Origin of the sequence: Virgibacillus salexigens, from assembly GCF_000723585.1 — a bacterium.
GTDB lineage: Bacteria > Bacillota > Bacilli > Bacillales > Amphibacillaceae > Virgibacillus > Virgibacillus salexigens.
In genome coordinates, this window is the sequence record NZ_CCDP010000002.1 from 635,008 (window position 1) to 657,529 (window position 22,522).

Below are 22,522 nucleotides of genomic sequence, written 5' to 3' on the forward strand. Positions count from 1 at the left end.
CCTCACTCAATTTTCTGCACAGCAAAGGTATCTTGCAATACTGGCCAATTTTGAGGAAATGGTGCCCCCATTACCCAGTAGCTAGCCCCCCTTAGGTTATATTCCTCTACTGTGTTATATTTTGCCTGTATGCTTCTTGCGTCTTCAAACCATACTTCATGTGCTTGACCTTCTTCATCTGTGTATTGGAAGTAGGGGGACTGATACGTATCATTGTACTCAATCTCTGCTCCATACGTTGCAGCCAGCTGAATTGCCTCCTGTGAGCTGACAGTTCGAGCAACCGTCCCCTCTTGCCATGGAATCTTCCAATCTCTACCATATAAAGGAATACCCATCATAATCTTCTCACGTGGCATGACGGTAACTGCATAATCCAATACTTCACGAACGTTGTTAATCGGTGCTATGGCTAAAGGCCTGCCTCCTGCCCATCCCCATTCATAGGTCATTAATACAATGAAATCCACGATCTTACCTTGTGCTTGATAATCATGGGCTTCGTATAATAAACCTTCTTGATCATCACTAATTTTAGGAGCTAAAGCAGTTGTAACAATATAGTCTTCTGGATGTAGCCGAGCAACGACACGTCTTAGAAACGCATTATAATTTTCTCTATCTTCTGGATAGACATATTCAAAATCAAAGTTAACCCCTTGGTAGCCTTTTTCTTGCATAATTTCTAGTAAATTTGTAATCATTGTTTCTTGCAATTCCGGATTACGTAGAAGACTAGCAGCTACATCTGAATTAAATTCTCCCTCTACAAAATTAGTCAACACAAGTAAAGGAAACGTATTGGTTGCTTCAGCTGCTTGAAGAATTGGCCTATCATCTAATTCATTTATTCCTCCATCAGACTGAATATGATACGAAAATGGGGATAGATACGTTAGAAGCCTTCCATAGGCCATTACTTCTTGAGCTCCTTGCTGATTAGTATTTGTGGAATATGCATTTATCTCTGTAGTTGGCCTTGCTGGTTGTGAAATCCTGATGCGCTGTCCAGAATAAATAAGGGAAGGATCAACGATTTCATTCTCCCTGACAATGTCATCCACACTCACCCCAAAACGATTAGCAATTGCCCATAAGGAATCCCCTGGTTGAATAACATATGTTAAAAAAGGGATCTGCAGCATTTGACCAACAAAAAGCAAGGATGGATCTGTAATATTATTAAACGAGGCGAGCTCACTAACCGATATCTGATACCTTTGAGCAATCGCCCATAAATTGTCCCCAGATTGAACTACGTACTCCAGTTGGGCATTTGGAACAACTAAAGCTTGCCCGACTACCAATGTATTTGGATTATTTATTTGATTAAGTAAACTAATTTGATTTACGTCAGAACCATAATTATTAGCAATATTCCATAATGTATCATTACGACTTATCACATGTATTTGCATTTCTATTCGCTCCCCATGTAAACAATTAGGTATGTTTCGATCTCGCTACTTCATATTTTATTCATTGGGTGTTTGTCCTGTTATCTAAATTAGAGAATAAAAAAGACCATTCCCCTCCATTCGCGGAACAGCCTCTCACATCAACTATCTGTCCAAATAATTTCTCCAGATTGTTGGCTATGGTCTATGTTTACATTGAAATAATGTTTACAATAAAAATGCTTTAGTCGATGAACATGATCAAAATCGCGTTGGACAATATCACCTGTGATAAATTGCTTATTTTCTTCACGGGCTATTTCTTTTAACTGATTGATTAGGACAGAACCAAATCCTTTATTCTCTTCTCCCTTTATATCACAGATGTGAATGGTTCTTTCATTTTTATATTCTACTTCGATCGCAGAGTCCCAATTTCCACGAAATGGCTTTGTGCACTCATGTAGCATAATTTGGAAAGTGGTGGATTTTTTATCAACATAGATAACAGCCCAGTTCTCTTCCTTTGTTCGATCGATACTGATAATCTCAGATTTTTTAGCTATTTCTTTTACATTTTCTTGCATTCGAAATAATTGAAACTCTATAGAATCCAGTTCTTCTTTTAATTCTTCCTTATTCCTATCTATATCAACGAATGCAGTATAACTCAATTTTAATCACCTGCAATTTATCTAAAATAAGACACACAATGGTGCATTGTACAGGATATGCTTAAATGATGCAAATGTTAAAAAATTTGAAATAGTACTTCATACCTACACCAATTATGTCGATAATGAAGAAAAGCTGTCTTATTAATTGGGGGATAACAATGAAAAAGAAAAAGTTGGAAAAAGTAAAACATAAGAAAGGAAACAGGAAACACCCGAAACTTCTATTCTTAAAATGGAGAAACCTAAAGCTCAGCAAGAAATACATGATCGTTTTTTTCCTTACGATCGCTTTATTTGTCACCTCTGCCATTATTGTATACTTACAATTAAATCATGGTCAGAAGGATATACAAGCAGTAGATGACTATAGTAACCAATTAAACGACGTATCCCAATTAGCAATTCTTATCCAGGCAAAAGATGTACAATCTGCAGACTACCTTCTGACACAAAATGCGCAGTATATTGATTCTTTTAAAGAATATCAAAATGATTTTAATGAATTAGCAAGCAAACTCGAATCCACATTGGTTACAAAAGAGCAAAGAAGCTTGTTTCAAGAGATCAAAGAAAAAAATGAATCCATCGACACTGCTTTTCTCGATCGAATGGTCTCTTCCTTAGAAGGTGATAATGACATCATGGCTAATACATTACGAGATTATTCGTCTAGGATGAGAAACGATACGATACTTTTAGTAAATGAACTTATGGAATTAATGAAAGAGGATCAATCGAATGCACTAACCCAAGCGAAAAACAGTTCAAATACGAGTATTTATGTTTTAGTAAGTGCCAATCTACTCGTATTAATTATCGGAATCCCATTAATGATAATTGTCAGCCGCGGCATCACTTCAAGGTTAAAACAAGTCGTCCATTTAACCTCAAGAGTGGCAAATGGAGATTTACAATCCGATTCAATAAAGGATCATGGAAAGGATGAAATCGGTCAATTAGCTACTTCTGTTAATCTAATGAAAGAAAATATTAAAGCAATACTGATGAAAGTACAAAACGCTTCCTCCTCTGTCTCTTCTCGAAGTAAAGAACTCACACAATCAGCTACTGAGGTGAAAGAAGGCAGTAACCAAATTGCAACAACGATGGAAGAATTATCAACAGGTTCAGAATCCCAAGCGAATAGTGCAAGTAACCTATCTGAAACGATGCTAAGCTTTGTAGATAAAGTTCGTTCTTCTGAAGAAAAAGGCAAAGACATATTAACCAGCTCTGAAGGAGTACAACAATTAACGAATCAGGGTAAAAAACTGATGCAGCAATCTGTCACACAAATGAAGCAAATTGATACAATTGTTGCTGAAGCCGTAAACAAGGTACAAGGATTAGAACATCAATCAACTGAAATTTCTAAGCTTGTATTAGTGATTAAAGATATTGCTGACCAAACAAATTTATTATCGTTAAATGCAGCTATAGAAGCAGCAAGGGCAGGAGAACACGGTAAAGGTTTTGCTGTGGTTGCAGATGAAGTTCGTCGGCTCTCTGAGCAGGTCGCTTCTTCTGTAGGAGAGATTACCTCGATTGTGACAACTATTCAGGACGAAACCAATCAAGTGGTTCAATCATTGAATAATGGGTATCACGAAGTGAAGGAAGGTACGAATCAAATTGAAGCAACTGGCGACAACTTTAACTCAATTAACACCGCTGTATTAGAAATGACTAGCAGAATAAATGATATTTCCCAGAATCTCAACGATATAGCAGCGAGCAGTATGGATATGAACAATTTAATTGAAGAAATTGCTTCTGTATCTGAGGAGTCTGCCGCAGCTGTTGAACAAGCTGCCGCTTCTGCCCAACAATCCTCCAGTTCCATGGAAGAAGTTTCGGGTAATGCAAATGAATTATCGGTGCTTGCCGAACAACTAAATAAAGAAGTAAATGTATTTAAACTATAAGGAATATAGGAGCATGAAGTTACCTTACCCGTAAGCCAATACTTCCAGAGCGGAACTGGGAAAAGCTTACGGGTTATGTAATGAGAAACTAGAATAAATTCCTTGATAACACAGTTAAATGTCGCCATTATACAAGAAACACCCTTGAATATGATCATTTACCATGCCAGTAGCTTGCATAAAAGCATAACAAATCGTCGGCCCAACAAATCGGAATCCACGACGTTTTAAATCTTTACTCATATTTTCAGATTCTTTTGTATAAGCAGGAACCTCTTCATGGGACTGCCAATTATTTACAATTGGCTTCCCATCCACAAAATTCCAGATATACCTTGAAAAGCTACCGAATTCTTGTTGAATCTGCAAAAATGCTTGTGCGTTTGTGACAACCGATGCAATTTTTCCTCTATGTCGAATAATTCCTTCGTTTGCCGCTAATTCATTTATTTTTGATTCCGAAAACCCACTGACAGCAGCTGGGTCAAATTGTTCAAAAGCCTTTCTATAATTCTCTCTTCGTTTAAGGACTGTAATCCAACTTAATCCTGCTTGGGCTCCTTCTAAAGATAACATTTCAAATAATTTCTGATCATCGTATACTGCTCTTCCCCATTCATTATCATGATATTCGATATATATAGGGTCATTAGTTACCCAATGGCATCTCTGCTTCATGAATCCTCTCCTATAGCTACTTCATTTTCATCATATGAAATCCAATCGCTAAAGCTTCCGGGGTATAATTTTACATTTGTAAATCCGAGTGATTTTAAAGCGAGAATGTTTGGGCACGCCGAGATACCAGAACCACAAGATACAATAATTTCATCATCTTTGGATAATCCAGCAAACTGCTGCTCTAATTCATGTTTATCCTTCCACTTACCATCGACTTTCGATAATACGTCTTTCCAAAAATAATTGGTTGCTCCCGGGATATGACCTGCTCGAGCATATAATGGCTCTACATCGCCTAAATACCTTTCCTTCGACCTTGAATCAATGACAACCGCCGTTTGCTTCGCTAGCTTATCTTTTACCTCTTTCATCTCAACGGTTTGATTCTGTCTCAGCTTCGCTTCAAATTCCTTTGCATATAACTCTGGAATAGCATCTGTCGTTGGATTGCCTTCTTCCTTCCAACGCTGATAGCCCCCTTCAAGAATATACACTTTATCATGTCCTAAATAATGCAGAAGCCACCATGCTCTTGCCGCATACATTTCATTGCGTTGATCATATACAACGACTGTCGTTTGATGATCAATTCCAATATTACTGAGTTTATTAACCAACATATCAAGATCTGGCAAAGGATGATTCCCACCATGTTTTTCCTTTTTACCAGATAAATCCTTTTCCAAGTCCATATAAACAGCTCCAGGAATATGGTCCTTCAAGTATGCTTTCCTTCCTGCATCTGGTTTCGTTAGTTCAAAACGAGCATCAATAATTACCGTATTATTTAGACTATTATTTAAGCGATTCTTTAACCGATTTACACTAATTAAGTACGTCATATTCAGACCTCCAAACTGGAATTTATTTCGGATAAAAGTAACAGACAATATTTTATTACCTTTTATTTTAAACGAAGTATTCATGCATTCCTACCCTATTCAACAATTTCATGACTATCGATCTATCAAGCGTTCCATACCCCTAATGGAAATTTCTATTTAGATCGCACGTAAGAATAAGCTATAATAAAATTAGAATTATTTAAATAGGAGATGAATTCAAAATGAAAGAAGACTTAATGAAACGATTTATTACCTATGCAAAAATGAATACACAATCAAATGAAAATAATGATCAAACTCCATCTACACCGGGACAACTAGAATTAGCTAATCAATTAGGTAACGAACTTCAAGAGATTGGCCTAATTGATGTAACCGTGGATGATTTCGGTTATGTAATGGCCACACTACCTGCAAATACCGATAAAGACATACCAACAATTGGTTTTTTAGCTCATATGGATACCGCCACCGATTTTACTGGCGAAAACGTAAAACCCCAAGTGATTGAGAATTTTAATGGAAGTGATATTGTTCTAAACGAAGATTCAAATATCATTTTATCGAATGAAGATTTTCCAGAGCTAACCAAATACGAAGGTCATACTTTGATTACAACAGATGGCACGACATTGTTAGGTGCAGATAATAAAGCTGGTATTTCAGAAATTATGACCGCCATGGATTACCTCGTAAACCATCCAGAAATTAAACACGGACGCATTCGTGTAGGATTTACTCCAGATGAAGAGATTGGTAGAGGTCCACATAAATTTGATGTAGATCGATTTGAGGCATCATACGCTTATACGGTTGATGGGGGGCCATTAGGTGAATTGCAACATGAAAGCTTTAATGCAGCTGCGGCAAAGGTTATCTTCAAGGGAAATAGCGTACATCCAGGGACCGCCAAAAATAAAATGATAAACGCTGGTAAAATGGCCACAGAATTTATTAGTAAATTTCCAGAATTAGAAGCTCCAGAGCATACAGCAAACTACGACGGTTTTTATCATCTAATCTCTGTTCAAGGAGATGTTGAGTATGCAGAAGTAACTTACATCATTCGTGATTTTGATAAGGGTATTTTCCAGAAACGAAAAGATACAGTTATTCAGTTTGTCGATGAGTTACAGGAGAAATACGGCGAAAATATTATTTCGATAGAATTAATCGACCAATACTATAACATGAGAGAAAAAATCGAACCTGTAAAAGAAATTGTTGATATCGCACATCAAGCAATGGAAAACCTCGCTATTGAACCAATTGTAGAGCCAATTCGCGGTGGTACTGATGGTTCTCAGCTTTCTTATATGGGATTACCGACACCAAATATTTTTACAGGTGGAGAAAACTTTCACGGTAAATATGAATACATCTCTGTAGATAATATGATTAAAGCAACCAACACCATAATCGAAATTTGCAAATTATTTGAACAGCGATAAGCTAATGTCAGGTGCTTTCACTAAACGAAGCATCTGACTTTTTTCTTAATAACTTAGAGAGAAAAGCAACCCAACATGAAATAAATAAACAACTTGCTAAACTTAAAAGCGCACCATGATAACCAGCTATCCCCTTAAAATATAAAGAAGTCATCGGCCCTAGAGAAGCACCCACAAATAATATAAATGCATAAAGTGCAGATGCAACAGACCTAGCTTCCCCGCCTAAATCGCCAATGATTTTCATTAGTACAGGGAAAGTAAGCGAAATCCCTGCTACATATCCAACACTCGCACTAATTGTAAACCAGAGGTTATTACTAATTAACATGAAAAATAACCCTATGAGCGCCATACTGAGACTAAAACGCAGTACAATTAATTCTCCCCATCGTTTGACAAAGAACCCTGCAAATGGAGACAACAGCATTCCAGTGATACCTAATACTCTTACATTAAAAACCTCCCGATCAAGAAGATAATACGGATTTCCCTGTAAATAGTCCCCCATAAGGCTATACATACCGAGAAACGTAAACAAGAGAGTAAACGCAATGAAATAACATACTTGTAATTCTCTTCTTATTATTAATTGCTTTATTTGCAAAATATAACTTTTTACTTTAAGTTGTCTGACTGTTTGTGTTGTAGATGGAAGAAAACAATAAACAAGAAATATACTAATCAAATAGATTACCGAAAACACGTAAAATACAAGTTGCCATTCAAACGTTTGATTAATTATGTCTGCGACTGCTTGACCAAAGATCCCTGCTAGAACATATCCAAAACTAATGTAACTAATTGCCACCATCCTTTTCTCTTTTGGAAACAGGTCAAATACATATGCGAGTGCAGTAGGAGCAAATGTTGCAGCAAAAAGGCCCTGCAAGGCACGAAACATCAACATAAACCAAAAAGCTTCAGCGAAAGCAAGCAAAAAAGTTAACCATGTAAGCATAACGAGCCCAAATACAATTAGCTGCCTTTTTCCAAAGCTTTCCACGAGCGGTACAAATAAAAGGAATCCAATTGCATAACATCCAGAAAACACACTTCCTATCCAAGTCGTTTCTTGTTCACTTACTTGAAAATAACTGGAAAAGGTATCTGTTAATGGCGTTACAACATATACACTTGAAACAACGACTAGCGCACACCAAAAAAGAATAAACGTATATAGATAATATCTTTTTGAGCTATTTTGAAACACTTACGTCACCCTCTTCACTCTTCTTTTATCCATATGAGACGCTAAAAGATGATGTGCCTATAAAAATGGATTGCCACCTGAGCGAAAACTATGAGAGAATAAAAGATGGTTTTATTAAGACCTTTAAAATTATTTCGCACAGGAGAGGAACGTCATGAAACATAAGCGAATTGTTGTATTCGTAGTGTTTATAATTTTGCTTATCGCTGCCGCATGCACCGATAAAGAAAGCCTTGAAACAACTACACAACCAGACCAAGAAAAGAATACTTCAAATGCAGAAAACGATACAATGGAACTTCCAAAAGAGCAATTACAAAAATTAGACAATGGTGATGCTGTTCAATCTCTACAAACAGTTCTAAATAAATTAGGTTATGAAATCACAATAAACGGAGAATTTGATGCTTCTACTGTATGGGCAATTACAGATATTCAACTTCAACATGATGCTTTACTGGTTACTGGAATCTACACAGAAGATACAGCTCAAACAATAGACACGCTTCTCCATGAGAATACAGGAACATTCGAACCAGGAAATGGACTACCTGCGAAAACAGAAACTGCTACAACTAATCATGGTACAGAAGTCATTGCAAATCCTTATGAACAATTGGCTCTAGTAAACAAACAACATGCACTTCCTGAAGATTATATACCAGAAGATTTAGTAATTCCTGACGTTCGTTTTCCGTTCACTGAAGATTTACCAAAAAAACAAATGAGAAAAATCGCTGCTAGTTCTTTAGAAGAGCTATTTGTTGCAGCTGACGAAGCAGGACTTGATTTATTTGCTCAGTCTGGCTATCGTTCCTATGAAAGACAAGAAACAATTTTCGCATCAAATGTGGAGGCAGATGGTGAGGAAGCAGCTAATAAATTTAGCGCACGTCCAGGGGAAAGCGAGCATCAAACCGGGCTCACAATGGATGTTACCAGCCCTGATATTGATTTTCAGTTAACAACGGAATTCGCAAATACAGATGAAGGTAAATGGTTAGCACAGCATGCAGCTGATTATGGCTTTATTATTCGATTTCCTAAAGGGAAAGAGGATATTACAGAATACCAATATGAGCCCTGGCATATTCGTTATGTAGGGAAGAAGGCCGCAGAAGAAATTACGGAACAGGATGTAACACTGGAAGAGTATTTAAAGCAAGAAGAAAATTAGAGAAGAATGAGAAGAAATAACATGGAGAATGAGTAAAAATCAGACAATTTCCTTTGTCTGGTTTTTATTTATCCAATGATCAATTTGCTTATCCAAGACACGAATTCGCTCTAATGCTACATGATCTTCAATTACCTTATAATGGTGATTTCCACCGATTTCCTCATCCGCTTCATCTGCAAGGTTCACCACTTGCTGCAATGGTTTTAATTGTAATTCACCTTTAGGCAAATACGAATCAGTATGAAGCAGAATAGCAACCGCAATCTCTTTTGCTACGTGACGTTCTTCACCAATTCGTATTAATAATTTATGCGCTCTACTTGCACCTTTAATCGCATGAATATCATTTTCTTTATATAATTCATAATCCCATTTACCTTCTCGATACCAATTATAGTGTCCTACATCATGCAATAATCCAGCTTTTGCAGCATGATCTGGATTCACGCCATATTTTTTGGATAACATAAATGCATATTCAGCTACTGCAATAGCATGAGCAATGCCTGAACGCTTTAAATGTCTTTGTGTGATTGGGTGAACAAATACGTCTTCAAGAGTAACATTTCGCATTTAAACTACTCCTTTCTTTTTTAATGAAATATAAATTTTTAAAAATATAGCATAAATCAGCTATACTTTGCAATACTTATTTCCCTAACTTTACATATTTTAAACTTTTCCTTCATCCACATTAACATTCAATGAATGATTTTGAACAAAAATGAACGAATATGATTGATTTTTGTAATCGTTTACTATATACTGAATACGTAATCGATATAGGAGGAATTCAAATGCTGACTACAGAAAGACATTCCCTTATTTTAGAACAATTAACGAAATATAAAAACCTTACAATAAAAGATATTATCGAGTTAACATACGCTTCTGAATCAACGATTCGCAGAGATTTAACCGAGCTAGAAGCACAAGATAAATTAGTTCGAATTCACGGTGGTGCCACTTTACCTAAACGGAAGTTACAGGAATTCAGTATCAAAGAAAAATCCACCAAAAACCTTCACGAGAAGGTTCAAATTGCTCAATATGCTGTTTCCCTCTTGAATAAAGGAGATTGCATATTCCTTGATGCCGGTACGACTACGATGCAAATGATTCCTTTTCTTAAAGATAAAGAGGTTGTTGTAGTTACAAATGGTCTGACTCATGTAGAAGCTTTAATGAATTATGGCATCCCTACTTATGTTACAGGGGGATATATAAAGACCAAAACAGGAGCTCTAATTGGAGCCCAAACCATTCAATCAATTAGCAATTATCGTTTTGATAAAAGCTTCTTAGGAGTAAATGGATTCCATAAACAATTCGGTTATACAACTCCTGATCCTGAAGAAGCAAGTACAAAGAGACAAGCAAGTGCATATGCTCTTGAAACGTTCATGTTGGCTGACCAAACGAAAAGAAATAACGTTAGTTTTGCAAAAATAGCTGATATAAGCGATGCCGCCCTCATTACTTGTCACCTTTCTGAAGAAGCGTACAAAATTTTCTCCGACTTAACAACAGTAAAGGTGGCAAACCAATGATATATACCTGCACAATGACACCATCAATCGATTATACAATCCATCTACCAACCTTTAAACCGGGAGAGCTGAACCGAACGGAACATGTTCATTATTATCCAGGCGGAAAAGGGATTAATGTGTCGAGAGTACTCCATCGTTTAGGTATATCTACTACAGCACTCGGATTTGCAGGTGGTTTTACTGGCGAGTTTATTCAACAAGCATTGACTGTAGAAGGGATTCAAACAGACTTTATAGCAACCAATGAAATTACGCGGATTAATGTAAAGATTAAGGCAGAAAAGGAATCAGAGTTAAATGGACCAGGACCAATTATTTCAAAACAACAACAGCGTGCGCTACTTACAAAAATAGAACAATTTCAAAAAAACGATTGGTTTTTATTAGCTGGGAGTCTTCCAGAAACCATTGACTCATCCTTCTACGAAGCGATAGCTGCTACTTGCAATCGCAAAGGAGTACATTTAGTAATTGATACATCAGGGAAAGCATTACATCAATTATTGCAGACAGAACCTTTTTTGATTAAACCGAACCAAACAGAGCTGGAAGCATTATTTAACACGAAACTTCACACGACAGAGCAAGTAATTGATCGTGCAAAGCAAATTATGCGTACAGGTATTAAGCATGTAATGGTTTCTATGGGAGAAAAGGGCGCTATTTTAGTTAACGAGGATACTACTTTGGTAGCTGAATCGCCACAAGGAAACGTAATAAACACGGTAGGAGCTGGAGACTCAATGGTAGCTGGATTCTTAGCATCTTATTTAATTAACCAAGAAAGCCAAGAAGCTTTTCGCTATGCGGTAGCAGCAGGAAGTGCTACGGCGTTCAGTCACGACTTATGCGATAAATCACATATCGAGCATTTAATAGATCGCGTATCCATAACACAGGTATAAATGGGGGGTAAATAAATGAAGATTACGGAATTATTAGGTGATGATACGATCTTATTAGATCTACAAGCGAACACCAAAGAAGCGGTATTGAATGAACTCATAGATCAATTAAACAAAACTGGTAAATTAATAGATAAACAGGCTTTTCATAAAGATATCTTTGCAAGGGAGGCTCAAAGTACTACCGGAATCGGCGAAGGGATTGCCATCCCTCACGCCAAATCATCTGCAGTAAAAACACCCGCTATTGTATTTGGTAGGTCACTATCTGGAATTGATTATAATTCACTTGATGGAGAACCGGCGCATCTATTCTTTATGATAGCCGCTTCAGATGGCGCGAATAATGAACATCTTGAAGCATTATCTCGATTATCAACGTTCTTGATGGATGAAACATTCCGAACCAAATTATATGAAGCTGCGGATATCTCTCAGGTCCTGCAAGCGATAAGCAAGAAAGAATTAGACGTGGATGAAGAATCTAATAAAGGTACCAATTCAACCAACCAACAGCTATTAGCAGTAACCGCATGTCCTACAGGGATTGCTCACACATATATGGCTGCTGAAAAATTATCTGAGACTGCGAAAGACATGGGTACTTCTATTAAAATTGAAACGAATGGTTCAGGTGGGGTGAAAAATCAACTAACCAAACAAGACATCGAAGCTGCTGACGCTATCATCGTCGCTGCTGATACAAAAGTAGAAATGGCTCGCTTTCATGGAAAACCTGTTATTCAGGTACCTGTAGGTAAAGCCATTCATGAAGCAGAGGATTTGCTAAAACGTGCCATCCAAAAAGAGGCACCTATTTACCAAGAAGCACACAGTAATGGTTCTAAAGAAAAGGAAGGAAAAAATGGCTTTTACAAACATCTCATGAACGGCGTTTCCAATATGCTTCCATTTGTTGTAGGTGGAGGAATTCTAATTGCCCTCTCATTCTTTTGGGGCGTAGAATCAAGCAACCCTGACAGCGATCAGTATAATGTATTCGCTGCCATGTTAAATGAAATAGGCGGGGGTAAAGCATTCTTCCTCATGGTGCCAGTGCTTGCTGGGTTTATCGCTTCTAGCATAGCCGATCGTCCAGGGTTTGCCCCCGGAATGATAGGTGGATTAATTGCCGTTACTGTATCTGGGGTTGAAGGAGCAGATGGGGGTTCTGGATTTCTCGGAGGGTTAATCGCCGGATTTCTAGCAGGATACATTACCTTATTAATAAAAAAGATACTTTCCCGATTACCAGAAGCATTAGAGGGTTTAAAGCCTGTCTTATTTTATCCATTAATTAGTATTGCTGTTACTGGGTTGATCATGATGACGATAAATCCCCCTCTTACACAAGTTTACACAAGTATTTCTTCCTTCTTAGAAGGAATGGGAGGAACAAATCAAATTCTGGCAGGATTATTGTTGGGGACCATGATGGCATTTGATCTTGGAGGACCTGTTAACAAGGCAGCTTACACTTTCGGCATCGCAATGCTAGATGCTGGAAATTACTCGTTTATTGCAACTGTAATGGCAGCCGGTATGGTACCACCTTTAGGTATGGCCTTAGCGACGACGTTTTTTAAAAATCGTTTTACGCAAACAGAACGAGAAGCAGGTAAAACTTCTTATGTACTTGGTGCATGCTTTATCACCGAAGGAGTTATTCCATTCGCTGCAGCGGACCCTGCTCGAGTTATTCCATCCGTTATGACCGGGGCAGCCATTACAGGCGGGCTCACGATGTTATTCGATATTGGACTACGTGCACCACATGGTGGAATCTTTGTAATTGGACTAGTCGAAGGCGGCGTTTCTTCTGCACTCCTCTACGGTCTAGCAATCATTATTGGTGCAATAGTCACTGCCTTACTAGCAGGAGTACTAAAGAAAAAAATAGAGGCTTAAATACAGACGAGTTCTAACTCCAAATCTTTGATTTATACACTCAAAATTGACACCATGATCAAGTACCGTTCTTTTATTTAAAACGACTGTCAAAAAGTCGACAGCCTGTAAAGCAGCACACTAAAGTGTGCTGCTATTTTTATTACTAAAATGGCTTACTAATCATTAATACGATAATAAGTAAAAATAAAAAGTTCTCGATGTTTTCGTAGAAGAATAACTTACGTGAAAGTTGATCATACGCCACCGGTATATTTTTTCCTTGATATTCATTCAATAATTTCTTTATTGGTTTTGATTTTGGCGACAACACCAATGGTCCGAATGCTAATCCTATTAGGAATAAAGCTAAACTTAGTACATACCAACCTTCTGTGAATAAATGTGGTCGAAGACTTCCCATTATTAAACCTGTTACTAATAACAAAGTTCCTCCTATCATTACACAACGATGGAGTCTTCCCCTGATAGCAAAAGCATAGCGTAGTTCTTCCATAGTTTTTGCTTTCGAGACGACAGGAATCATCATAAAACCAGGACCTAGCCCTAAAATAGCGGAGAATATATGAACGAAAGCAAGAAGATCGTAAAAAGTCATTTTAATGCCCCCGGATAGTCAGCGAACATAATGGTTAAGAATTGCATCCACTTCTGAGCCGTACATTTCTCCAAATAGATTTAAATGTACAAGTAAATAATAGAGCTGATATACTTTCTTGCACGATTGGTAATGATTGCTCGTTGGATATGTAGCTTCGTATGCTTGATAGAATTGCTTGGAAAATCCCCCAAATACTTCAGTAAATGCCAATTCAAAATGGCGGTCCCCATATAAGAATGAAGGATCAATTAAATAAGGATGCCCATCTCCCCCAACGATCCAATTCCCTCCCCATAGATCTCCATGTAAGTAGGAAGGTTCAATGTCTCTAGGAATCCACTGATCCAAATGATTCAGTAAATTCTCTAATTTCTTTTTACGCTTACCAACCATTCGCTTATTTCTTATCCCTAACTTCAACTGAGCAGCTAATCGACGATCGCGATAATACTCCAGCCAACTGTCATACAATCCATTAGGCTGCGTTAACGTACCAATAAATGTTGGTTCTCTAAAGCCATGTGCTTGTCCTATGGTTTGATGTAACCCAGCAAGGCGTTCCCCTAACAGTCTCTCCGTATGATTATTACGCTCTCCTTGTACATGTTCAAGCACTAAGTAAGCTTCCTTCTGTTCATCTGAATAATCAATAACCTCTGGTACATCAATTGTGTTTGTGTATTTTATCAATTGCAGCCCTTTAGCTTCCAGTTCAAAAAAACGTTCGGGGGCATCTTTATGATACTTAATAAAGTAGCTCCTTTTCTTAGTTTCAACAATATAGCTTTCATTAATCGAACCGCCAGCCACTTTTTTGATTGTAAGCAAGGTACTACTATCTCCTGCCCTCTCTAGCGCACTTTTGAATAAAGTATTCATGTTATAGATACTCCTTTATGATTATACAAATGAATTGTACACATCCTATCATGATCCAGATTCATGATAAACCTTATTCATATGTTATCTTCATGTCCCCTGGCATAATCCAGCCTTTTCTTCGTAGTATTTCGGCTAGTAAAAAACTAATAATTGCTGGAGCTATTATATGCAGCACTAGCACTGCCCAAAAAACATCCATTGAAAATCCCATCGATTCAAACGTCATAATTTGACCAACAAAACCACTCGTTCCCATTCCTGCTCCAGAGGCATTATTTGTTAGTTCAAGCCAAACCGTTCCAAATGGTGCCAAGATCGCACCAGCAAGTGTTGGAGGTAACAGAATGATTGGTTTTTTTACAATATTTGCAACTTGAAGCATAGAAGTTCCTACACCTTGGGCGATTACCCCGCCAAAGCCGTTATCACGATAACTTGCTATCGCAAAGCCTACCATTTGAGCAGAACAACCTATAGCAGCAGCACCTGCTGCCAATCCATCCAAGGATAGCATGATAGCAATAGCTGCTGATGAAATTGGAGCAGTTAATGCTATCCCCATAAGCACAGCAACTAGCACTCCCATGATGAATGGCTGTTGCTCTGTGGACCAATTAATCATCTCTCCAAACCCAATCATAAATTGATTAATTGCTGGACCAACAAAAGTTCCTATTGTAAAACCGAATACAATCGTTACAAATGGAGTAACAATTATGTCCACTTTCGTCTCTTGATAGACAAGTTTTCCAACTTCTGTGGCTAATAATGCAGTCACATAGCTGCCAGCTGGACCACCTAATTCCGCTCCGAACGCTCCGGCAAATAAAGCAGAGAACAGCACTAATGGCGGTGCCTTTAGTCCATAAGCAATAGCTACCCCGATTGCGCCGCCCATTATTTTCGTATCCATCGCAAAGCTGCCCATTTCAATCAGTGTTTGGGCAATACTTGGGGAAAAATTAATAATAATTTGTTCTCCGATTGTTTTAATTATAAGTCCAATAATTAATGATGAAAACAAACCTAACGCCATATAACCTAAAGCTGTAATAAAATAGGTTCTCCCAGATAACGAAACACCTTTACACTTTAAAAAATCCCGCATCTGATTGCCCTCCTTTTGTGATTTATTTCACAAATATTTCAGTATCTCCTCACACGTTCGCGTCCAATCTCTATTATTACGCTAAAACGCTCCCATAATCAAGTACTATTTATACAAACAAAAAAGAGCTGCACCATAGACAGCTCATTGTCATGCTTTCGTACTGTTCATCAAAATTTTGAAACACATCTTTCTTAATATATAGTCTCTGTTTCTTTATCAATTCCATGCTTTAAATTTCGCATCATCGATAATCGTTTCATCCCAAAGTAGTCATGCAATTCCTTGTAATGAGCGAAGAGCTGTTGATAAACTTCCACATGTTTCTTTATTGGATAATACGTTTTTTCTATTGGTTGAGCCATGTAACGAATAGCTGCCTCCATATCATCGTATCCGTTATTGATCCTCCCTGCTGCAACAGCACCTAATATTGCCGCCCCAATTGCCGGAGCGTAATTTGATTGGGATACATGAATTGGCATATTTAATATATCAGCATATAACTGCATTAATAGTTTGTTTGCTTGTGGTAATCCGCCGCAAGCTACCACTTCTCTTACGTCCATTCCCCAATCACGATAAGCTCCAATAATCATATTCGCTCCAAAAGCTGTACTTTCTAAATACGTTCGAAAAATGGCTTCAGGTTTCGTATGAAGTGTTAGGCCAATTAAACAACCAGAAAGATCCGTATTCGATAAAATAGAGCGATTACCATTATGCCAATCCAATGCTATTAATCCACTCTCCCCTGGCGAAAGTTTAGCAGCTTTTTTCTCTAAATAGTCAAACATGGAAACCCCTTGTTTGTCAGCTTCCTGTTTGTATGATTCGGGTACATGGTTCTTAATATAACTCCCAAACAGATCACCCACTGCTGACTGTCCAGCTTCATAAGCGTATAAGCCTGGGATAATGGCATCTTTAACCACTCCAGATATTCCCGGAATCTCCTTTTCTTCAGAATGTAACATCATATGACAAGTCGACGTTCCCATTACCATTAATAGCTCTCCACTTTGGTAAACGCCTGTTCCAAGCACTGCTGAATGAGCATCAATAACTCCTGTTGATATAGGAAGATTTACAGGTAGTGAAAGTTTTCTGGCCCATTCCTCTGTTAAATACCCCGCACATTCCCCAATATTTTTTACTTCTCCTGCTAGTTTTGGAAGAATTGTCTTTCCAAACTCCGGGTCTATTGCAGTGAAAAACTCTTCTGGATAGCCATCTTTTTCATTCCAAAACGCTTTAAATCCTAATGAACAATTATTTCTTGATACTTTCGATGCAAGTATTGATACAATCCAATCAACCGCTTCTAAGTAATAGGCTGTATGGGTATATATTTCTCTATCTTGTTCAAACACTTCAAGAATCTTAGGAATCATCCATTCTTCAGATATATTATAGCCTAATTTCCGCATCCACTTTTCTTTTCGTTGTGTGGCTACACGATAAATCTTTTCTGTTTCTGCCTTTGTATGGTGGTGTTTCCATAACTTCACCCATGAATGCGGTGATTGATGATAGTTAGAGTAAAAACATAATGGCGTTAATGTATGATCCACCGGCACGATTGTTGAAGAAGTAAAATCAACACCGATACCGATGATATGTGTTGGATTGACTTTTGATTCAGCAAGTACATGCGCAACACCCTCTTTCAATACATGCAAATAATCCCCGGGATGTTGAAGCACACTCCCTTTCGGAATTCGTTGTTTATTAATAGGCAACGTATCTTCAATCACGCCATGCCTGTAGGGAATAACTTTTATCGCCTCAATTGAACCGCTATGCACATTTACAAGCAGAACCCTTCCCGATTCCGTTCCAAAATCTATTCCGATCGAAAAATAGTTATCCACCATTTCATACCCTCCCTGTATTGAAACCCTTTTCACATAAACTCATTTTATCAAAACGAGCAAATTCGAGCAACAATGCGATAAATATATTCGTGATTATGTATTAAAAACCTAATTATCACTGTTTATTTATGTTTGTTTTACATTGACATAAGCATAAATGAACATTAAGATAGATAAAAAACAAGATATGAGGAGGTATTATTATGGCTAGAACCTTACATTCCGTTTCATCCAAAACATATCAGCTCCTACAGCCAGGCAAGATTCAAGAAAACGTTCAAAAAAAAGATATAAAAGCAGGTTATGTAGTCATCGAACCCACTTTAGCTAGCATTTGTCATGCGGATATACGTTATTATGCTGGGTTAAGAAAACCAGAAGCTTTGGCTAAAAAGTTACCAATGGCTTTATTGCATGAGGGAATTGGAACCATCGTTGAAAGTAATGATTCGGAATTCCAATTCGGTCAACGTGTCGTGATCGTACCAAATCTACCAAACTATTTACTCAAAGGAAATGAAAAAGAAGCCTGTTGTAACTCTTGCCGTAAAGGTAATCCGGATAACTACTGCGAAAAAAGTTCATTTATGGGAAGTGGTTATGATGGCATTGCGCAACATCGTGTTGTGGTACCTTCATCATGCGCAATACCTATACCGGAACACATACCAGATGAAATTGCAGTTCTAAGTGAACTTTGTACCGTATCTTACCATGCATTACATCCTCTTAAAGGAACATTAAACGCAAACAGTACCAGAATAGCTGTCTTTGGAGATGGACCAGTTGGATATTTGACTGCTGCCATGCTACGCTTCCTGTTCGGGGTCGATTATTCTCGTTTACTTGTTTTCGGTGCAATACCTGAAAAATTATCTCACTTCACTTTTGCAACCTGTCAGTTAGTACATGAGGTTGATTTTAAAAAGACAAACGGAATAGACGTTGCCATTGATTGTACTGGAGGGATATTTAGTGAATCAGCCATTAATCAGGCGATTAATTTGTTATATCCAGGAGGCTCGTTAATCCTAATGGGTGTTTCTGAGGATAGAGTGCCAATTAATACGAGAGATATTCTTGAGAAAGGGATTTCTTTATATGGTAGCAGTAGAAGTTCCGTACCAGATTACCATGCTGTTATGGAAGCCTTTGAAAATCTTAACTACCAACATGCACTAAAAGAAATTATCCCCGATCATTATACTTCTATATATAGCGCCCATGATTTTCAAAACGCAATGAATGATGCTTCGAACCATAAAGGCTGGAAAAAAACTATACTAGATTTTAAATGGTCGTAAAATTACCTAATACGTCAGTATGAGCAAAAGTGAATAATCAATTACATGTATGCTAGACTAGCATTAACTAGTATTTTGTTAAAGGAGTTAATTGCCTTGCTCGCAGCAGAAAGAAAGCTAAAAATCATAGAATATGTTAAGCACAAAGAAACCGCATCGGTAGCTGAGCTATCTTCCACTTTCCAGGTTCATGAGGCGACGATACGAAGAGACCTAAATGAAATTGAAAAAGAAGGAAAGCTTAGAAGAACTCATGGCGGAGTGGTGTTAGTAGAAGATGTAAGTTCAGAGCCAACATTCACCATACGTGCAAGTGAACGGATTGATGAGAAACAACGAATAGCTAAGCAGGCAGCTTCGATGGTGGATGAAGGTGATAATATCATTCTTGATTCAGGGACGACCACCTATCAAATTGCTCAAGAGTTAACGAATAAAGTAAATATCACCATCGTTACGAATGATATCAATATTGCCGCTGAATTTAAAGCATGTGCTTCCATCAAGGTAATTGTAACTGGCGGGATTCTCTTTCCGGACAGCTACATTCTTAACGGGGTCTATACAGATAGCGTGTTAAACAACTTGTATGTTTCAAAAGCATTTGTTGCCATCCCTGCATTTCATCCGAAACGTGGGTTAACACATTTTGATGAACAACTTATATCGGCAAAAAAAAGCATGATTGAGGCTGCAGAAGAGACTATCGTTGTAACCGATCACACAAAACTAGGTGGTGTTTCGCTTCATACGGTATCACCTATAGATCGAATAAATAAACTAATCACTGGTAAAGAGGCATCAGAAGCACAAATCCAGCAGTTTAGAGATGCTGGACTTACCGTATATACAGTTTGACCACTTATTAACGGAAAGGGGGATACATGCCAAAGAATTTCGACTTCTCTATGATGAAGTTTCTCGAATTGTCCAGAGTATTTCTAAGACCTATTGAAAATCAAGAGTTAGACGTGAATTTCAGAACTCTATTATGGATGGGACTATTAAAACATGAGCTCAGCACCTATCATTAGGGTTAATCCTATTATTCCATGTTGTAACATCTTCCGATAAGGTTGAATAGACTACTATGCGCATGCATATATCAACAGAATTCTACCTAATGTATGAAGATTTGCTTTTCTCCTTCTTATCGGCTACAATTTTCATTGAAAATAATTATCAATTGTTCGAATATAATGCAGCATGTATATAAGGAGATGTATTACATGGAATATACAGTAACTAAATCACAGCTGGCTAAGGTTATCCGTGAACGCCGTGCGGTTAAAAAAGGCTATAATAATAAAGAAGTAAAGAAAGAGACGATATTAGAACTACTCCAAGATGCTATTTGGGCTCCCAACCATGGGATGAGACAACCTTGGCGTTTTATCTTCGTCGGACAGAATAAACGTCCTGATTTTGCCAAAAAAGTCGCGGCAACTTATCCTGAAGAAAGACAAAAAAACCGTGAAGATTATTTGAATGAACCAAATGCTATATTAGTCGTCGTCATGGAAGAAGCAGAAATTCAAAAGCAGTGGGAGGAGAATTATGGTGCCGTTGCTTGTATGGTTCAAAATTTCTGGCTATTAGCATGGGAGAAACAATTAGGCGTTGTTTGGAAAACAAATCCGCATATATATGATCCTGCAGTAAATGACTTATTACAACTGAAAGAAAATGAAAAAATTATTGGCTTCCTACATTTAGGCTATTTTGACGAAAAACCTGCTGTCAAAGAACGGACCCCTATTGAAGAAAAATTCTCGCTTTTTTAAAAGCATAAAAAAGGGCTGCTGCATCTTGATGCAGCAGCCTTTTTTATATTGATACATAAAAGCAGCTTACTCCCACTTTGTACTTTTTAATTGGTTATCCTGCTCATGTCTTTCCATAGCAAGTTCAATTAATGTATGAATTAACTCTTTATAGGGGAGACCACTAATTTCCCAAAGCTTTGGATACATACTAATTTTTGTAAACCCAGGAAGTGTATTCACTTCATTAACATAAATCGCCTCATCTTCTGTGATGAAGAAATCAACTCGAGCCAATCCTTCACATTCAAGAGCTTCAAATGCCCTAATCGCTTCTTCTTGAACGCGCTTGGTTGTTTCTTCTGAAACATCCGCTGGGATTGCTAAATCCGCTCCCTTTTCATCAATATATTTTGATTCATACGAATAAAATTCCGTTTGGGGTAGAATCTCACCAAGCAACGAAGCTCTTGGTTCTGTATTGCCTAATACAGCACATTCGATTTCCCTACCAATTATATTTTCTTCTACCACAACTTTATGATCATATTGAAACGCCTCTTCAATACCTTTGTAAAACGCTTCTTCTGTCACAGCCTTTGTTACACCTACCGAAGATCCTTGATTGGCTGGTTTGATAAAGATTGGAGTCCCAAGCTGATCAACTGCATCCGAATACGATATTTGATGCTTTTTCGCTTTAGAATATACCATTCCTTTAGCTACATTGATTCCTGCAGCCTGTAAGAGACGCTTCGCAATATCCTTATCCATACATACCGAAGAACCTAACACACTTGATCCTACAAATGGAATATTCGCTAGTCGCAGTATCCCTTGCAGGCTGCCATCTTCCCCTAACGTCCCGTGAACAATAGGGAAAACAGCATCAAGTTGGTCTACTTGTAACGAAGTTGATGCATGAATGAACTGGTTATCACGTTCTCCAGGTATTACAGCTACCGTATCGTTCGATTTATTTAATTGAATAAGTTTTGGATTTTCTGCATGCAATAAATAAGATGATTGGTCATTCAAATGCCATTTTCCTTCTTTATCAATTCCAATTAACACAACTTCGTATTGATCCCTATCAATTGCATCTACAATATTTTTAGCTGATTGAAGCGATACTTCATGCTCAGCAGACTTACCACCAAAGATGATACCCACCTTTTTCTTTTCCATTCTCCTCCGTCCTTTCCTACAATACACAACCTATAACATGCAACGAATGGTTTAACTTTTACAT

At 37.7% G+C, this 22,522-nt stretch carries 20 protein-coding genes; 9 read left to right on the plus strand and 11 right to left on the minus strand.

The window, feature by feature from the left end; translation table 11 throughout:
- Window positions 1-2 precede the first annotated feature (2 nt).
- Together BN990_RS16070 and BN990_RS16075 are read right to left on the minus strand one after the other, a co-directional pair.
- Window positions 3-1,418, minus strand: a complete 1,416-nt coding sequence (locus BN990_RS16070; RefSeq protein ID WP_021288711.1) for a LysM peptidoglycan-binding domain-containing protein — start codon at window positions 1,416-1,418, stop codon at window positions 3-5.
- A 140-nt stretch (window positions 1,419-1,558) separates the two neighbouring features.
- Window positions 1,559-2,071 carry a hypothetical protein gene (locus BN990_RS16075; RefSeq protein WP_021288712.1) on the minus strand — a complete coding sequence of 171 codons (513 nt, stop codon included), beginning with the start codon at window positions 2,069-2,071 and terminating at the stop codon, window positions 1,559-1,561.
- A gap of 161 nt (window positions 2,072-2,232) precedes the next feature.
- On the opposite strand from BN990_RS16075, the gene BN990_RS16080 reads away from it, so the two are divergent.
- A complete protein-coding gene (locus BN990_RS16080; protein WP_021288713.1) occupies window positions 2,233-3,999 on the plus strand; it encodes a methyl-accepting chemotaxis protein in 1,767 nt (588 codons plus the stop codon).
- A 114-nt stretch (window positions 4,000-4,113) separates the two neighbouring features.
- On the opposite strand, the gene BN990_RS16085 is transcribed toward BN990_RS16080, so the two are convergent.
- Together BN990_RS16085 and BN990_RS16090 are read right to left on the minus strand one after the other, a co-directional pair.
- Complete coding sequence (locus tag BN990_RS16085; protein WP_038245786.1) at window positions 4,114-4,677, minus strand: DNA-3-methyladenine glycosylase I; 564 nt, start codon at window positions 4,675-4,677, stop codon at window positions 4,114-4,116.
- Window positions 4,674-5,522 carry a sulfurtransferase gene (locus tag BN990_RS16090; RefSeq protein ID WP_021288715.1) on the minus strand — a complete coding sequence of 283 codons (849 nt, stop codon included), beginning with the start codon at window positions 5,520-5,522 and terminating at the stop codon, window positions 4,674-4,676. The genes BN990_RS16085 and BN990_RS16090 overlap by 4 nt, the downstream gene beginning before the upstream one ends.
- 224 nt (window positions 5,523-5,746) lie before the next feature.
- Here BN990_RS16090 and pepT point away from each other — a divergent pair, with 224 nt between their 5' ends.
- The gene (gene pepT, locus BN990_RS16095) at window positions 5,747-6,976 is read left to right on the plus strand and encodes a peptidase T (protein WP_038245787.1); all 1,230 of its coding nucleotides are present in this window, start codon (window positions 5,747-5,749) and stop codon (window positions 6,974-6,976) included.
- Window positions 6,977-6,983: 7 nt separating this feature from the next.
- Here the strand turns inward: pepT and BN990_RS16100 are convergent, their stop codons facing one another.
- The gene (locus BN990_RS16100; RefSeq protein ID WP_038245788.1) at window positions 6,984-8,189 is read right to left on the minus strand and encodes an MFS transporter; all 1,206 of its coding nucleotides are present in this window, start codon (window positions 8,187-8,189) and stop codon (window positions 6,984-6,986) included.
- A gap of 154 nt (window positions 8,190-8,343) precedes the next feature.
- Here BN990_RS16100 and BN990_RS16105 point away from each other — a divergent pair, with 154 nt between their 5' ends.
- The gene (locus BN990_RS16105; RefSeq protein WP_038245789.1) at window positions 8,344-9,366 is read left to right on the plus strand and encodes a D-alanyl-D-alanine carboxypeptidase family protein; all 1,023 of its coding nucleotides are present in this window, start codon (window positions 8,344-8,346) and stop codon (window positions 9,364-9,366) included.
- 39 nt (window positions 9,367-9,405) lie between these two features.
- On the opposite strand, the gene BN990_RS16110 is transcribed toward BN990_RS16105, so the two are convergent.
- Complete coding sequence (locus tag BN990_RS16110) at window positions 9,406-9,942, minus strand: HD domain-containing protein (protein ID WP_021288719.1); 537 nt, start codon at window positions 9,940-9,942, stop codon at window positions 9,406-9,408.
- A gap of 224 nt (window positions 9,943-10,166) precedes the next feature.
- Here BN990_RS16110 and BN990_RS16115 point away from each other — a divergent pair, with 224 nt between their 5' ends.
- The 3 genes from BN990_RS16115 to BN990_RS16125 are packed head-to-tail and all read left to right on the plus strand — an operon-like array spanning window position 10,167 to window position 13,735.
- Entirely contained in the window at window positions 10,167-10,919 is a 753-nt protein-coding gene (locus tag BN990_RS16115) for a DeoR/GlpR family DNA-binding transcription regulator (RefSeq protein ID WP_021288720.1), read from the plus strand.
- A complete protein-coding gene (pfkB, locus tag BN990_RS16120; protein WP_021288721.1) occupies window positions 10,916-11,827 on the plus strand; it encodes a 1-phosphofructokinase in 912 nt (303 codons plus the stop codon). Before BN990_RS16115 ends, pfkB begins: the two co-directional genes overlap by 4 nt.
- A gap of 15 nt (window positions 11,828-11,842) precedes the next feature.
- Window positions 11,843-13,735, plus strand: a complete 1,893-nt coding sequence (locus BN990_RS16125) for a PTS fructose transporter subunit IIABC (RefSeq protein ID WP_038245790.1) — start codon at window positions 11,843-11,845, stop codon at window positions 13,733-13,735.
- Between the two features lie 145 nt (window positions 13,736-13,880).
- Here the strand turns inward: BN990_RS16125 and BN990_RS16130 are convergent, their stop codons facing one another.
- The 4 genes from BN990_RS16130 to BN990_RS16145 all read right to left on the minus strand — a co-directional run bounded on the left by BN990_RS16130 (window position 13,881) and on the right by BN990_RS16145 (window position 18,203).
- A complete protein-coding gene (locus BN990_RS16130; RefSeq protein WP_038245791.1) occupies window positions 13,881-14,333 on the minus strand; it encodes a DUF2269 family protein in 453 nt (150 codons plus the stop codon).
- Window positions 14,334-14,351: 18 nt separating this feature from the next.
- Window positions 14,352-15,215 carry a fructosamine kinase family protein gene (locus BN990_RS16135; protein WP_038245792.1) on the minus strand — a complete coding sequence of 288 codons (864 nt, stop codon included), beginning with the start codon at window positions 15,213-15,215 and terminating at the stop codon, window positions 14,352-14,354.
- 73 nt (window positions 15,216-15,288) lie between these two features.
- Window positions 15,289-16,326 (minus strand): PTS transporter subunit IIC, encoded by a 1,038-nt coding sequence (locus BN990_RS16140; protein WP_038245793.1) that lies wholly within the window; start codon window positions 16,324-16,326, stop codon window positions 15,289-15,291.
- Between the two features lie 194 nt (window positions 16,327-16,520).
- Window positions 16,521-18,203 carry a ribulokinase gene (locus tag BN990_RS16145; RefSeq protein ID WP_038245794.1) on the minus strand — a complete coding sequence of 561 codons (1,683 nt, stop codon included), beginning with the start codon at window positions 18,201-18,203 and terminating at the stop codon, window positions 16,521-16,523.
- Window positions 18,204-18,406: 203 nt separating this feature from the next.
- On the opposite strand from BN990_RS16145, the gene BN990_RS16150 reads away from it, so the two are divergent.
- The 3 genes from BN990_RS16150 to BN990_RS16160 all read left to right on the plus strand — a co-directional run bounded on the left by BN990_RS16150 (window position 18,407) and on the right by BN990_RS16160 (window position 21,291).
- Entirely contained in the window at window positions 18,407-19,507 is a 1,101-nt protein-coding gene (locus BN990_RS16150; protein WP_038245795.1) for an alcohol dehydrogenase catalytic domain-containing protein, read from the plus strand.
- 96 nt (window positions 19,508-19,603) lie between these two features.
- Entirely contained in the window at window positions 19,604-20,365 is a 762-nt protein-coding gene (locus BN990_RS16155; protein WP_021288729.1) for a DeoR/GlpR family DNA-binding transcription regulator, read from the plus strand.
- A gap of 371 nt (window positions 20,366-20,736) precedes the next feature.
- On the plus strand, window positions 20,737-21,291 hold the full coding sequence (locus BN990_RS16160) for a nitroreductase family protein (RefSeq protein WP_038245796.1): 555 nt from the start codon (window positions 20,737-20,739) through the stop codon (window positions 21,289-21,291).
- A 66-nt stretch (window positions 21,292-21,357) separates the two neighbouring features.
- Here BN990_RS16160 and ddlA read toward each other — a convergent pair whose 3' ends face one another.
- Window positions 21,358-22,458 carry a D-alanine--D-alanine ligase gene (ddlA, locus tag BN990_RS16165; RefSeq protein WP_038245797.1) on the minus strand — a complete coding sequence of 367 codons (1,101 nt, stop codon included), beginning with the start codon at window positions 22,456-22,458 and terminating at the stop codon, window positions 21,358-21,360.
- Between the last annotated feature and the right edge of the window lie 64 nt (window positions 22,459-22,522).

What these genes read in the sequence shown, in the direction of transcription:
- BN990_RS16125 (WP_038245790.1), top strand. Translation starts at nt 11,843, where the DNA reads ATGAAGATTACGGAATTATTAGGTGATGATACGATCTTATTAGATCTA.
- BN990_RS16135 (WP_038245792.1), bottom strand. Translation starts at nt 15,215, where the DNA reads ATGAATACTTTATTCAAAAGTGCGCTAGAGAGGGCAGGAGATAGTAGT.
- BN990_RS16090 (WP_021288715.1), bottom strand. Translation starts at nt 5,522, where the DNA reads ATGACGTACTTAATTAGTGTAAATCGGTTAAAGAATCGCTTAAATAAT.
- BN990_RS16105 (WP_038245789.1), top strand. Translation starts at nt 8,344, where the DNA reads ATGAAACATAAGCGAATTGTTGTATTCGTAGTGTTTATAATTTTGCTT.
- BN990_RS16140 (WP_038245793.1), bottom strand. Translation starts at nt 16,326, where the DNA reads ATGCGGGATTTTTTAAAGTGTAAAGGTGTTTCGTTATCTGGGAGAACC.
- BN990_RS16080 (WP_021288713.1), top strand. Translation starts at nt 2,233, where the DNA reads ATGAAAAAGAAAAAGTTGGAAAAAGTAAAACATAAGAAAGGAAACAGG.
- BN990_RS16085 (WP_038245786.1), bottom strand. Translation starts at nt 4,677, where the DNA reads ATGAAGCAGAGATGCCATTGGGTAACTAATGACCCTATATATATCGAA.
- pfkB (WP_021288721.1), top strand. Translation starts at nt 10,916, where the DNA reads ATGATATATACCTGCACAATGACACCATCAATCGATTATACAATCCAT.
- BN990_RS16110 (WP_021288719.1), bottom strand. Translation starts at nt 9,942, where the DNA reads ATGCGAAATGTTACTCTTGAAGACGTATTTGTTCACCCAATCACACAA.
- ddlA (WP_038245797.1), bottom strand. Translation starts at nt 22,458, where the DNA reads ATGGAAAAGAAAAAGGTGGGTATCATCTTTGGTGGTAAGTCTGCTGAG.
- BN990_RS16150 (WP_038245795.1), top strand. Translation starts at nt 18,407, where the DNA reads ATGGCTAGAACCTTACATTCCGTTTCATCCAAAACATATCAGCTCCTA.
- pepT (WP_038245787.1), top strand. Translation starts at nt 5,747, where the DNA reads ATGAAAGAAGACTTAATGAAACGATTTATTACCTATGCAAAAATGAAT.
- BN990_RS16160 (WP_038245796.1), top strand. Translation starts at nt 20,737, where the DNA reads ATGGAATATACAGTAACTAAATCACAGCTGGCTAAGGTTATCCGTGAA.
- BN990_RS16070 (WP_021288711.1), bottom strand. Translation starts at nt 1,418, where the DNA reads ATGCAAATACATGTGATAAGTCGTAATGATACATTATGGAATATTGCT.
- BN990_RS16115 (WP_021288720.1), top strand. Translation starts at nt 10,167, where the DNA reads ATGCTGACTACAGAAAGACATTCCCTTATTTTAGAACAATTAACGAAA.
- BN990_RS16130 (WP_038245791.1), bottom strand. Translation starts at nt 14,333, where the DNA reads ATGACTTTTTACGATCTTCTTGCTTTCGTTCATATATTCTCCGCTATT.
- BN990_RS16145 (WP_038245794.1), bottom strand. Translation starts at nt 18,203, where the DNA reads ATGGTGGATAACTATTTTTCGATCGGAATAGATTTTGGAACGGAATCG.